Below are 15,250 nucleotides of genomic sequence, written 5' to 3'. Positions count from 1 at the left end.
TGTCTTTTATATTTTCTTTGGATGAAACAGAGAACCCCTAGTAGCTTAATACATTAGGGCCTAGTGTTTAACACTTCGCTAGCAACAACTATTAGTTTTCGAAAAAATGAGCTTGCCAAACTTTTTCATTCTCCATCTTAAACAACTCTATTTCATTAATAATCTTGGATTCTTCCTGAGACTTTAGCAGCTGAATAAAATCTCTAAATTTAATTGTTTTAGGGTTGTGTGGATTAAGCTTTGGAACTAATTTTTCAGCTTCATTTACTAACATGAAATCCCTTTCAATATAAAACCTAAGGAGAATATAATCAGCTTTTTCGAAACTGGATAATCTATCATAGTTGGCAGATAGAAACTCGACCAAACTTGTGTAATCCAAAGCTAAGCTTTCCCTAACCAGCTTGCACTTATCCAAAATGAAGTCAATCAATTCGCTCTCTGACGGACTAGATCCTTTACCCAAAAAGTGAGCCCTATCTGTGTCTGAAACATCTACATCCCCCAGTAGAGAGTAAGGGAAAATAAACGGAAAGCAAACATCAGGAAAAACCCAATAAAAAAACTTTGTACCTGACGAGTACTCACTAAATCCAACCCCACTTCTTACATTCTTAGTTGATGGGTCGAATACTAACATCCAAGTTTTATCTTTCTTAAAACTTGCCGAAAATATATCTGTGTTCTTCGTCAATTGTGTAATAATTTTCTTTTTCATTCCTAATCACCTGTCGCAGGCATAATCAACACCAACTCAGTGGAGCTGGGCAAGTTTCTCTGATATTGTAGCTTTTGATATGGGTAGAGTATTGGTAAACGGCGTTGTTTCCTAAATCATTGAACTAATTTAGCCTTATGTGATCAGATCTCGAAAGCAAACACAGAGGCTGAACTTTGAAAGAAAAGCGTATCACCAACTGGCGCGAATACAACAAAGCCCTTATCGCCAGAGGTAACATCCAACTTTGGTTTTCCGAGGACGCGATTGAACAGTGGAACAACACGCAACATCACGGCGGTAAAGGCCGGGCTAATCATTTCTCTGAACTGGCAATTGAGACCTGCCTGACTTTGCGGGCTGTATTTCGCTTGTCTCTTCGAGCTGCACAGGGTTTTGTTTCGTCACTAATATCAATGATGAAGCTTGATTTGGATACGCCAACTTATAGTTGTTTGTGCAAGCGTAGTGCAGAGCTGGCAGTTCGCTATAGGCCACACTCCAGTGCATCCGGAGGCATTGATATTGTGGTTGATAGCACTGGTTTGAAGGTGTACGGAAATGGTGAGTGGCATGCAAGAAAACATGGTGCAAACAAGCGCCGAACATGGCGAAAGCTACACCTGGCAGTTGATCCAGATACGCACCAAATCGTAGGCGCTGAGTTGTCCACAGTGTCTGTAGCTGATTCAGAAGTTTTGGGTGACCTACTCAGACCATTGCGCAGGAAGATCAGCTCAGTTAAAGCAGATGGTGCCTATGATACCAGAGGCTGTTATGCCGAAGTAGCAGCTAAAAAGGCCGAAGCAGTGATCCCACCAAGGAGTAACGCACAGTTGTGGGAGGATGGACATGCTCGCAACAGCGCGGTCATTTTAACAAAGCATATAGGCAGCAGTGAGTGGAAAAAATGTGTGAACTACCATCAACGTTCACTGGCGGAAACGGCAATGTACCGATACAAACAGCTAATGGGTGACAAGCTGGTCAGTCGTGGATTCAATCAGCAACACACTGAAGCGATGATCAAAGTGAAAGTACTCAATAGAATGACTAGGCTAGGTATGCCTGAATATCAGGGAAGCAGTTGAAATCTCGGTGTTACCTAAGTTATCTGGATTTGATCAACAAGGCCTTGGTAAACCCGTTTTTAGCTCAAATGCTAAATGTGGCTCCGCTTCTGGCCCCCAAGTTGCATCCGGTCGACTAGAGTTCAAAGTTCCCCACGGGGTTTCAAAACCAAGTAAATAACTTGGTCCTTCTCCTCTATAATCATCGATACCCGTTGAGTCAATTAAGTTTGAGAACTCTCTGTGAATTTTATACCCTCGCACCATTTTATGCAGCCACGTAGGTAATTCAGTGGAAACCGCTCCAGACATATCAACGTTATTGGAAGCTGTCCCAGCCAGTTTTCTTGTAAGCTCAACAATTTCAGACTTTTTGCTTTCAGGGCTTAGTCCATTAAAGCGTTGCTTCCAGCTTTCCCTAACCTGATTCAACAAATATTGCATGGCCCCAGTGCGAGCACCATTGGCAAATTTACCTCCAGTAATTGCCGAAACTGTACCACCAATAATCGACGAGACTACTGTACCTTTTGCTATCTGGGTAGCACTTAGGCCAGCGCCGCCTGGTAGGAACGCGCCACCGGCTCCCTTAGTCACACCTGCACTCACAAATCCATGACCAAACTTGCCGCCACTCAAAACGGAAGATACCCCCCCAACAACAGCATGCGCTGTAATTTGTGCAGCGATTTGGCCTGAGGTCAATAGGTTGCCACCAAACTTCGTCAATAGATTGCTATTTACATGGAAAGCATTGTAGTTACCCAAATTGTTGAAGTGGTTACCTATTGCCTTGAATGCCTGAGAAGTAGCAGCCGCAATCATCCCCGCTCTAAACGCCTGAGAAGAAGATCCCCCCATCGCCCGGGTGAATTCATAACTCCAGTAAGCTGAACAGGAAGGTGCACAGAAAGACGCAGCAATACTACCCACAATATTGACAGCTTCAGCCCCAAACACTTTCGCAGCACCTCGGATCAAATTCCTCTGAACCTTTTTAAACGGATTCCAAGAAACATAACCACTCGGATCTATCCGGCTAAGCGGGTTGTTCAGTACATAGCTGTATGCGTTGTAACTCTGGATGTTACTCGGTGCCTGAACAACCGGATCTGCCTGCATAAACCTACCCGTATCTGCATCGTAGATCCGACCATTCATATGAATGATGCGGTTGTCCCCCCCAAAGGTTACCGGTTCGTGGCCGGTGTAGCTTCGCATATTGGCCGGCACCTCATGAAGCAACAAACCTGTTTCTTCTGCCCAATAAAGTTTATCCGTTACATTATCTGGCTCTCTGACTATCTCCGACTGCTTGCCAAAAACATCATAACGGTACCTTTTCAGGAATTTACCGTCTCCGTTTACGATTGCCACCACAGATCCCTGATGGTCGGTAAACAACCACTGCAATGATGCCTTACCTCCCGGATAGTAAGTCTGAATGGCATCCCCATTAATACTGCGACGGATAAGATATTTTTCAGCTTCGGGTTGGCTGGTATCTTTTACCAACTCCAGATTGCCAACATAAAAGATGGTTTTACTGCCTTCGGTGCGCTTAAACCTCAGGTTGTTTGCATCATACGCAAAGTCTGTGGTGGCATTACCCACCTTAATACGGGTGGCTTTATTGCGCCCGCTATAGGTGATATCACGCGTGGTGCCTACACTATGCAGGTAAATAGTGGCACTGGTCTCGTTGCCATTAGCATCGTAGCTAAAGGTTTCCGTCTGAGTGCCTTTACTGCGCTCACTGAGTGCATGCAAAGGATCTCCATCCTGACCATAGACTTGCGTCCAGCCATCTTTATGAGTGAGATTGCCGTTGTCATCATATTGATAGTGTAAGGAGCCATTCACCGAGGTAACCCGGTTCAACTTATCATAAGCAAACTTTGTGGCTTCATTCTCTCCTGTTAGCTGTCTGCTGGTCAGATTGCCCATGCCATCAAAGGTGTAGGTATGCTGCTGAATATGGCCGTGAACACCATCCGTGCCCAGTGTTTTCAGGCTGCCATTTTGTGCGTAACCCAGCTGCATGCTGAAGTGACCCTTGAAATAGCTGGTCGTACGTCCAGCACTGTCCTGCTGGCCCAGTGCATAATAGCGCTTGCCATTCTGGCCCTCCCGGGCTTCGTACTTCTCGGTCACCTGTCCCGCCATATAGACCAGACGCTGGCCGCGAGCTTCAACCCACTGGCCCGAGTTACTGCGGCGGTAATCATCAAACTGTTGCCACACCCTGCCGTACTGGTCGAACTGGGTCAACTGCATCACACAACCGGATTCAACCGGATTGGCCAGACTGTTGTCTGTGAATCTGATATCACTGGTCGATGAAGAATAAGTTACCTTGTTGGCACATTGACTGGCGCCAGTAAGGTCTGTGACTGAGGCAACCCCCCGACCCAATGCGTCGTAAACATAGTGACGGGACCAGTTGCCGCTTACCTCACGGTCAAGGCGGTGTGGTTTCTGATCATCATAGTGCCAGCTGGCAGTCTCCCCCTTGCTCGTCGACAACCCGACTTTGCGGCCGAGTTCGTCGTAACTAAAGGTCGATACAACGCCATTGGCATCGGTCTGAGTTTGCAGTTCACCAAATGGGGTGTAAGTATAGGACCAGGTTCCCCGGTCTTTATCCTCTGTTTTCGTTTTACGGCCCGTGACTGGATCGTAGGTATTAATGATCAATTCACTGCCACCGTCTGCCGAAGAGCGCACGTTGAGTAGCTGACCAGTTGCATTGTGCGTATAGGTCAGTGTCTGGCCGTTGTTATCCGTTACCGACACCACTTCTGCGAGCGCATTACGCGTCACAGTTTTACTCTGATTGCCACCAGCAATATCTCCATTCACCAAAGTGGTCGTGGTCAGACCATCAAAGCTGACGAAAGTGTTCAAATTGCTCTGGGTATCCTGACTGTACACGATACGGTCAAAGGCATCATAAGTGCTCAGCTGTGCTTCCAGACCCGCTGGTTTTACTTCTACCACTCGGCCGAACTTGTCATACTCTGAGGTTGCACGCAGCCATATCCCGGCAGGTGAGAGGCGCTCACTGGCCAATGTCCGGCCATACTTATCCAGATAGGTTCTGGATAACAGCTCTGCGTTCACTCGTTTTTCCTGCATTACAAAACACTGCAAAGGCGCATCCGACGGACAGTGTTGCATCAGCGTGCTCTGTTGCGATCCACTTCCCTGATGCTGGCCAACCTGTTGACCATACGCGTCGTAGTAAGAGGTGGTGATCACGCCATCGGTGTTCTGACTGCGCGTAACCTGGCCAAATTTATTGCGACTCAGTACCGTCTGCACAGTGAACAGACTGTTTTGCGTACTCGTAACATATCGCCCATCAATGGTATATTTCGTTTTCGTTGTACGCGTTTGAGGCTCATCGTCCGCATTTGAGCACTTTTTCCCACCAGTCGATTTTCCTGTAATACTGCCCCAACTGTTGTAGCTGTAGGTGGTTTTGAGGTATGCGTCACATCCGCCTTCAGATGCCACAACCTCTTCTTTCAGCAAGCCTATGTGTTCACCAGAGGTGTAATAGGTAAATGCGCTATTGCGAACAATTTTTCCCTCTTCGCTTTCATTGCGCCTGGTGGTCACTTCTGCGCTCTTTAAGCGACCTAACTGAAGCGCCAGACCAGTATAATATTGATTGACTATGTGCTTACTCTGAACCGACTTACTTGCAGGGCCGCTGCTAACAAACGCTTCTGCATCCGTACTGTTGTAGGTTGAGGTAGTCGATTTAAGCACATTACCGTACTTATCCTGCTCCATGTCTGTTTCACTACAGGTATAGCCCGCCACACCATAACTAATATCCCCATTGTATTGTGCATCAACCCGGGCACTGCACTCTCGTGCAGTGCCATTGTATACTGCGTAATACCTCAAACCGTTAGCAGCTGGCGTGGATATTTTCGCGTACTGATTCATGGCTTTGCTAAGTAAGTAGCTACCACTACTACTGTGCATTGTTTTGGTTGTACGTTCTGGCATGCCAATGTACGGAAACGCCTGTTGGTACTCAGTCGTCGTCTTAAACGTATGCCCCCCTTTATAGGTGCTGGTAGTCAAAGACTCAAAACCAAGCATACCCCGACCACCGAACTGCATGCGTGCGCCAGCGTACTTGTAACGCACAGTAATTGTGTGATCACTCACATTACTGCGGGTATCTTCTGCCTCGGTTTCCACCCGCTCAACCAACACAGACGGGCCAATCAGGTCAATGATCCGCTGGCCGCTTTGTTGCTCTAGCGCGCGGGTCCTTTCTGGTTCCCCTTTAATGTACAGGCTTGGATCTGTCATCCGCCCATACTGGACCTTGGTTTTCGTGCCAAACCCTTGCGTAACAGTACTCAATAAACCGGGGAAAGCCGAACGGGTAGTTTGGTGAAAAGCCCGTATCTGGCCCGGTTCAGCGAGGATCAGATCTGCCGCACCATCCAGATCATAATCACTGAAGTATCCGTAAGCCTGAAATCGGGGCACAAAATCCAGCGAGAAGATGTCTGTTGAGCTATTACTATGCGTCAGTGTTTGGCTTTCAGGCTGCCACTCATAGCGATACAAAGCATACTTCTGATACCTGTCCATTTCGGTCCCCACGACATAGAGTTCTGATATGCCATTTTGATCGACATCACCTATAATGGGAGACACATGAAAGCTATCACCTGAGATAGAACCATGTTGTGGTTTTGGCAAAACCTGAGGTTGTCCATCAAAGCGTAGTCCACTGAATAAAGAAGGCCTTACGACGGCAACCGTCCACTTGTTGTCTTCGTTTTTATAAAGAAAATCAGACAAACCATCCTGATTAATATCAATGAGCTGTAATGCGCTGTGTGTCACACGTTGCGAACCACCCACAGTGAAACTCTGCTCACCCGTTGAAGCGTCTATTTCATTGTATAACACGTAAATGGTGTCCCACTTACCCTGTTGCTCACAGCCGCTGGTGGGGCAGGCTGAAGTGACAATATCAGCCAGACCATCAAAATTCACATCTGCCAGATACCAGGGGGTGTTGGCATCCAATTGCTGGGGATACTGAAAACCCATTGCCACATCAACTTCACGCGATTGTGCCATTAACAGACTAGCACTGTTATTATATCGTACCCACAGCTGCAGCGGTGCCGTCGACATAGCGCTGGGTTCAGCAGTATTAGGCTGTATGCCACCACCGCCACCACCACCGGTACTGCCGTAACGGCTCAGATAAATGAAATCATCAAACCCGTCGCCATTGATGTCCGCAGCCCTGACTTTACGAGCGCCATTCATTCCGTTAATGGTGCGGTAGCTCCACTGGCTATTTAAGCTATCGTAGTCAAACACACGCCAAATAGCAGACCCCTGCGCAGAGTCATGCGCGCGGGTGTTGATCAATAATGACTGGGTGCCATCTCCATCCGGATCAAAGGGCTGAATTTGCACATGGTCAGATGAATTATCGGTTGCTATGTCCTGACATAGCTCTCCTGTGCTGTAATCAATCACGCAAAGTGCATGGCTGCCATTTGAATTGTGATAGCGTTTAAGCACAACCGTAGACGGCAAGCCATTACCGTCTAAATCCATCAGAGTTGTCGCTACAATGCGACCGCCCGAAGCAACTTCGGTGTAGCTTACAAACCGTTGAGCTCCCGGGCTGTCGTTGTAAGTAAAGGTCACAGGACGCTTACACGTTTGTGCAGAATCATCCGTACACTCTCTGACTGACATTAACTGACGTGTGCCGTTTTGCGCCTGAGAGAAGTCCAGATCGTAGTGCCTGAGTTGTGATTTGTTGTGGTTATACACATCAATTGCCGTTAGCTGTGCCCGCTCCACACTCGCAACTGAGACAGCCTCGATGCTGTAGCTATTTCGCCGGGCCGGACCGGCCTGATAACTAAAGCGCACTTCGTTGTTACTGTAGCTAATTTTGCTCAGCACCACCTCCAGCTGACCGGGTATATCTGACTCTTGAGTATTGTGCATATATTCGTAGTGCACTACGTTCGAACCATCTAAAGTGCGGTTGGCAGCGACACTGTCCATGCTTTTACGCAGTAACCAGCGGGACGGCGTCACCTTGCCCCCAGCCTGACTATTTTTAGTACCACCATAAACCCGTTTACTGCCATCTTTCCCCTGTACAACAAACTGTTTAGTATAGGGTTCAACACCTTCCTCTATGGTTACTCTAAGCTGGCTATCAATCTCAGTTCGATAAGTTGAGCCGACAACACCATCATATTGGTCCGACGTTTCGCCCGAGGTCATAATCAGGCGCAGACCATCCAGACAATAACGATCACTGCCCTGATCGAAGGGGTTAATTGCTTTAAACTGGCCATCCTGTGCCTGTGTCTGTCGACAACGACTGATTTCAGACCCCGCAGACAACGACCAGCCTGTTGCAACCATGGTTTCTGGCAGCTGACTGTTATAGTTCAGTGCGACCTCAGGTGTAACACCCGCAACCCCTTCTGGCAGACTAATGGGCACCGAATACGTGGACGCCCCCTGTTCATTCACCCTAAAGCTGCCCGGCGTCACAGCATAACTTTCGTGCGCTTGTGACTGTTCTGTTGTAGGTATCGAATAACCAGCCCTGGTTACACTCGCAGCGATTGGATTTACTGGCACTTCCAGGAGGCTATCATTGACAACGACCGTTTCATCTGCTGATGGCGCAGAGCAGGCACGTTCAACTTGTCCAGCACTCAGCTCAATATCCAAGCACGCACGTACATTAAAAGTATGACTTCCATTTCGCCGGACCAGGCTATGCTCGGCCGTTTTGCCCGTTGCGTTAATGATGATGGGTCCAGTGTTGCTGGCAAAATCCGACAACTCAAACACTGTAATGTCGCGCCCGTAAGACATGCTAAAAACGATATCGCCGCCTATGGCTCTGCCAGACAATGCGGGGGCCTCAAGCAGTCCATCACGAGGATCTATCGGACTACTCTTTAAAATACGCTCTGCCTGATCGCTGATCCCATCACCATCACTGTCAACAGGCTCTTCACAACGATTGTGTAAGTGGCAAAACCCATAGTAATAATAAAGAGTACTGCTGGTTACCTGATGAAAGCGAGCTGCTGCGTTCAGTTCACTCACAACATAGACAATAAACTCACCCCGGGTTAAGTGTGTGTTTAACTCACTCAACCATTTTTGACGTGATTTGCCCGCAAGAGCATCTTGATTTTCCTGATACAAAAACTCACTTACAGAACGATAAAACGTATCAGTAGAGCTAGCTTCCGGGAGCCGGGAAAGCCCCTCAACGGTGTCGAGCATCGCATTGGCAATTTCTATTAAGGTCACATTGTTCGTCAATGCGTAGGCAAGAAAAGATAATTCTTCGCGACTCAGATCGCGCCCCAGAATCACATACCCCAATCTAAGCAGCGTATGTAAATGTGGCTGTCTGCTTGACGGTGCCCAGCCAGCTGCCTGCACCAAGTTAAAGGCATTTAAAAGCGGTGAACTTTGTAAGTCTGACCATTTGAGAGCGCCTGGCCCTGCTTCATTACGATCAATAATGGTAATGTTACCGTCTTTGGTTTTAACCCAGATTTCACTATTACCAACCAAAAAGGGCTTATCTTCTATACCGGTACCAAGCTTATAAAGGTAATTAACTTGCCCGGTTTCAGCAGTCATTGAATATAACGCACCGTCTAAAGCGCCAACAAACAGGTCAGCAGTATTAAACGGACGCCCTACAACAAGCCCTTCAGCCGAAATCGGCGCGCGCGTTTCAGTTTTCCATATTTGTTCACCCTGGTGATTCCAGGCATACACGAAGTTATCATGTGCCCCCACCATAATCACATCCCGGTCCGCACTGTCATAAGATAAAACCGCTTTTGCACTGATCTTTGCACCTGCGCTTCTACACCACTCAGCAAACCCGTATTGGTCATGTGCACACAGTTTATTGTCATAGGCAGCATAGAGCACACCTGATGCACTATAGACTGGACTAGTAAACTTATGATCGTTGTCATCCTGATGTGTGTTGTCAGCAAGATAAGGTCGTGAAGCGCCGATTTTGATACCGTTGGCAACCGAAACAACAATACCACCATTGGTATAAGCTTTAATTACTTCGTCACCCACATCGACATGAAGTTCGCGATCACTGATGTACCTAACCGTGTGAATACCCTTGTCTTCACCATGCTCAAATGGCACAGCGGTAACATTGTGCTGCATTGATACGGTAGAAGGGTTGGAAAAATTCAGACCCCGAATACGCACACAACTACTTCCACAAGAACCATTGATTTCAACACTGCTAATAATCACTTTAGGGTGCTCAATGGTGATATTTGCACCATCTGTACATATATTATGTCTATTACATGTACGCGCTCGATAATCCATTACCCCTAAGCGCGGCGCTGATATTTCAAACTGAGTGGAGTCTGTTAAAGGCGTTAAATCTTGCCATTCGGCACGAAATGCTCTTCTGTCAAAATACTGAACCTGGTACTTTTTATTTTTTAGGCCATCCGAAGGCACTTTCAACTTAAGTTTATAAGATTTAAGTTGAATGCGATTCATGTCTTCAAACAACACGACACCAGGTGCCGGGTCAGGATAGTGAAGCGTTACGCCGGAGCACTGTTCCTTATCACCAATAGAACTTACCTTACCGAACTTGTTCACAGCCTGAGCGCAGTAGCTATAGTCATGTCCATGATGATCATGTGTTTTAGAAATATTAGTGGTCAAAGAGTCTGCATTATGGCTAATACTCACGAGTGCCTGGTCGGCCCCGTTTTCAAAAATATTGTAAGAAACCACATCAACATCGTCAGTACCGGGTACCACTGTTAGTTGTAGTTGCCCGTCACCTATGTCTTCTACAGTAACATTGGGTACAGCTGGTATAGGTAAATCGCCATCATTAACTGAAATGGTGAGCGTGTTTTGTGAAGAATTGGGAGGAAAATTGCTAATCCGAACCAGAAGTCCTTCATTACCGTTGTAATAACTTTGCAGCAGTTCACCTGAGATCGATGCCTTAATCTCACAACTTGTTTCTTTACATGCAATGATTGGCTGATTCAATGAGCGCCAAACGCCACCATTCTTATTAGGCTTAAGCTCAACCTTTGCTTGTTTACTAAAGTACAAACCATTGATTGTTATAGGACAGCTAGTACAGTTAAAACCAACGCGCGCAGAGCTGGGAGCCGCTTGCATATGGCGGATCTCTTTTGAATTGGATTCTGCGCAAAGGCTCTCTTGTGCTCCGGTGACAGAAAAACACGCACGTACTTTGTATTCATAGACACCTTGCTCTAAGTCGTTAACAGCAAAGCTGACTGCTGATTGCGATACGATCTCTTGCCACTCGCCCCATAGCGACTCGCCTTTTTTCCTCCGTAGTAGATGGAAGATCTCATTTCCTTTACGGTCTGACCACGACAATGTATATGCATTAAACTGATTTGTTGAAATGGCCTTAAATGTCGGCGCAGGATAATTATGAAGGAGGCTCTTGCAATGTTCCCCAGTACCAATCACAGGTTCAACACTGCCCGTACCAAACGCCTTTGCACAGTAAGTAAATGCGTAGCCCGCACCGGGTTCAAACCTGGCCTCCAGGTTAAGTGCTGAAGCACTGATTGTAGCCTTTTTGTTATTACCGTTCTGTAGAACTTCATAAGACGCAGCGTGCTCAATACGTTTAAGCTTCACTTTCACGTATCTTCCATCAGAGCTGACACTGTCAACCTGAGGCACTTCCAGTACAACTGGTGCAATATAGAATGGCTTTGACGTTGCCGTTGTTACTGTATTTGGCTCTGGCGCACAGTCCCAGGCCTTTGCTTTTAGGTCAATTTTCTCCGGAAGAGCACTATCGATTGGCCAGTCGACAGAAAATTCTGTCATCTGCTGCCGATCGCTCGCTTGTGGCAGGATACTCTCACAATTCAGTTGTTTTGTGGCCACCTCAGTATCATTAAACAGCAGCGCAATTTTTTGTAATCTTGCAGAACTTGCGCTCAGCCGGCCAACACCTACCTTTATGGTCTGAGTAGAGTTGCGTGCAAATGGGTGTTCGATGCTATTTGACAGTGTTTTAATCATGATGCCCGCAAAGGGCACGACGATGAAATCCAACTTACTCGTTGCGTACCAATCAGTAATATCACTATCGGAAACAGACACATAAACCTGATACCCGGCAGGATTGCTGGCTGGCGCCTCAAAGGTTGCACGACAGGTCATCACTTCACCGCCCTGGACGATATTTTTATCACATGACGGTAACAAGGTCAGGTCTGATTGTGGGCAATGCTCTAATGTTTGTGAACTTCGGGTTACAACACATATCTTAAGATCACTGATATCCAAAACCCGATCAGCCAGTCGAAAGTCAACCTGTACTTGCTCTCCCTGAAAAGCATACACTTTATCTAATCGCAAACCAGAGATAACAGGGCGTTTAGCAATCTTTATTGTACGGCTGGCAGTCCCTCCCCCGGCTTCTGCCTTTAGCGTTTTACTCTCCTGTATTTTCAGACCCGTGGAAACACAAGTAACAGAGGATGATGGAAAATTGCAATCGTACTGTTTAAGGCTACTACCGACTTTGATTTTTCCAGCCCCTAAAGTCTTGCTGGTACCGCCAGTAATCAATTCAGCCGCCTTCGGCCAATTGTAACTTTGTGAATCCGGATCCGTTATTGTCACTTTCGCATTAACCGTTGTGCTGTCTTTGTGGAAAGCGGTGTAATTCAGTTCAGTGCCGTCAGGGTGATACAGGTTGACGAATACCTCAGAGTTCTGGTCACGCTCTACCGTGGCCGCGACTTCTACTATTTCGCTATCGACATTGCCGAAGCTATCAACGGCGCTGATCCTGAACCGTTTACTATTACTCACTGAAACAGACTGCGCCCCCAACTTATAAACCTTATTCATTTCTGGATCAGTCTCAGTCTTTAAATGGTCACACACTCTGGGCGACTCGAATTCACAAACTGTCAGTGATTTAACGTCACTTCCCTCATCCTTTACCGAATACTCCAAATCAACAGTGCTGTCATAGTCATCCTGCCGGAGTACTGAAACACTGACTGCAGGCACTGTTTTTTTAACAATATCAATAAGATAACCACAATAAAACCAAGGATCTGGAACCTCTAGCGCCAGCTCATCGCTAACATTGTATCGATATCTGGCCATTAGACGATACGACCCCGCCTCCTGCTCGGAGAAGTCATAATCAAAATGCATGCCACTGCCCTCGGGAAGCACAGTAACCGAACTGCCGCTAGGTTTTCTCATCGATAGCTCAAAATAATTGGCGCCAACCGTTTGCCTGTCTTCAGGATCAATAAATGACAGCACCATAGGTGTTGCATAACCCTTTTGCACTGTTAAACCACCTTGTGTACAGAGCTGTTTCTTCTCAGCTAAGAAGAGATAAAACTTGCCCGGGTTGTTTGTAAATGATGGAGTGGCCACATTGGCAAAAGCCGGCGTCAACCACAACAGCAGCAAAACACATGATATAAAATACATGTATACCCTAGTTAAACTGTGCATCACCCACTCCCTGTTCAATAGTCCATTCCAGTGTAATATTTGCTTCCGGTACTGAATGAACAGTATTATCCTGAGCAAGGATACGTTCCTCTAACTCTCTGCTTGGCTGTTCTGTATAAACCTCTTTGTCACCCTGTAATAGGTATTGCGGTTGAGAAAAAGTGTCATTTCCTTGCGCAGCACTTGCAAAAGAAACTTTGGAGATCAGATAATTATCGCTTGGTGTTGCCAAAGATAAATGCTGGAAAAACAAAGACCTGTCACGATAGTTAACAGCCGGTGTTGAAATAATTGGCTGATTAAGTAACACCCCAGGAAGCCGGCCTCGTTGACGCACACGGGTAAGCCCTTCGCTATACTCAATGGTGTTCCCTTTAAAATCCACATATACGATGCTGCTCTCGACGCCCAAAGTTCGATCCTGAGATGCCCCATACGTATCGTCATCACCAAGGCGATAGCTACTGATAGCAACAGGGCTTGCAATGATTGCAAATTGTGTAGGGTGACATATCATCGAGCCTGGCTCTGAGACATTAAGTACGCACGCTGCCCCCGTGCCATCAATGTTGCTTGAGCCAAAATATATCTTGTTCCTGAATAATAATGGCCGGTTTACAGTCTTACCTAACAAAGGTTCAGACTGTATCAATCGAGGGTCGCCATTTTGCACTTTAATTTTATGAAGCATGTTTGATTCATCGACAAATACCACCTGCTCATTGCCAATGGGCAATAAAGTTCTGGTCACAATGTTAATGCCCAGCGCCGTTAAATCTATCTTACGGGAGGACGCTGGCTCATTGCTGGTGAGCAGTACTTTACTCTTCAGCCAAACTGTTTTGGCAGTGTCGCCAGAGAGCCCTTTGGCGATGAGGGTGTAGGGCAGACCTGTGTCAGCAGAAAGTACTTTCTCTCCAATACTGGGTAAGGACCCGGCTATAACTTGACTACCATGTTGCAAAATGACCTGGTAAGCGCCACGTACTTGCCACTGTAGTACTGGCGTATCATCTGGCATAAATGTGTAATGCTCAGCACTGGGGAAATCAAATTCGGGCTTAGCCAAATCGTCAATAAATTTGGCTGTTATTGGGAAAGAACAAGTATCGCCAAAATTGCTGCGTCTACATGCCATTACTTTAACCTGGCTAACATGGCCAGGCAGAGTCATGTTCGCTGCTGAAGAGTTAACGTATGATACCCCTGCGTTTACCCTATAAAAGGTAGCGCCGCTAACCGGCTGCCACTTCAGCTGAGTCTGACCACTGATATAGGCATGTAAGGCCCATTGCGGTGTTGCAGGACGTGACGTATCGCACCCTGGTGATACTGCCTCCAAGCTTTGCACTGAAAACACATCACTACACCCACTTTGCAAACTGTTAGCCGCGATAGCCCATAAAGGGCAGGACATCCATAGAAACAAAACCACTCTTATCATCTTTGTGCAAATTCCATAAAAGGTAATTATGTTAATTATACACACGAAACAGGAACAAAAAATCACAAATAATAAACAAAACAAACCAAAAGGAAAAAACATATACCTTTTGGTAAATAAAACCACCTTTTGTACAAATTAAATACAACTAATACGTCTAATAAAGTGAAACTGGCGTGCTGAGCATGTAACCGCAGTTAAAATAAACAGAGAGCTGGGTAACATCGCTGAGCTACCCATCAAAACCAGACACTGAATATGTCTGGTCATCTGCACAGTAGAAGGCCGAGTTTGTGATCATGGAAATACAATCACATCAATGAAAACAAACTACGTTTTATTACCGCTTGTTCTGATCTCAGGGAAAGTCTGGGCATGGCATACAGGTGTTATCTGTGGTCACAGCGAGTTGCTTCCCCT

The 15,250-nt window shown here is 46.5% G+C and carries 4 protein-coding genes; 1 reads left to right on the top strand and 3 read right to left on the bottom strand.

Annotation, left to right across the window (positions count from 1 at the left end; all coding sequences use genetic code 11):
- Positions 1-91: 91 nt before the first annotated feature.
- Positions 92-718 (bottom strand): hypothetical protein, encoded by a 627-nt coding sequence (locus AT705_RS17120; protein ID WP_058797485.1) that lies wholly within the window; start codon positions 716-718, stop codon positions 92-94.
- A gap of 176 nt (positions 719-894) precedes the next feature.
- Between AT705_RS17120 and AT705_RS17115 the strand changes: the two genes are divergently transcribed.
- On the top strand, positions 895-1,809 hold the full coding sequence (locus AT705_RS17115; RefSeq protein WP_058795072.1) for an IS5 family transposase: 915 nt from the start codon (positions 895-897) through the stop codon (positions 1,807-1,809).
- Between the two features lie 33 nt (positions 1,810-1,842).
- Here the strand turns inward: AT705_RS17115 and AT705_RS17110 are convergent, their stop codons facing one another.
- Positions 1,843-13,386: an RHS repeat-associated core domain-containing protein gene (locus AT705_RS17110; protein ID WP_157576830.1), complete on the bottom strand. Its 11,544-nt coding sequence runs from the start codon at positions 13,384-13,386 to the stop codon at positions 1,843-1,845.
- Entirely contained in the window at positions 13,370-14,830 is a 1,461-nt protein-coding gene (locus AT705_RS17105) for a hypothetical protein (protein WP_157576828.1), read from the bottom strand. Before AT705_RS17105 ends, AT705_RS17110 begins: the two co-directional genes overlap by 17 nt.
- Between the last annotated feature and the right edge of the window lie 420 nt (positions 14,831-15,250).

The sequence above is a fragment of the Pseudoalteromonas rubra genome, from assembly GCF_001482385.1.
GTDB classification, from domain to species: domain Bacteria; phylum Pseudomonadota; class Gammaproteobacteria; order Enterobacterales; family Alteromonadaceae; genus Pseudoalteromonas; species Pseudoalteromonas ardens.
This window is presented reverse-complemented; position numbering and strand designations above follow the sequence as displayed.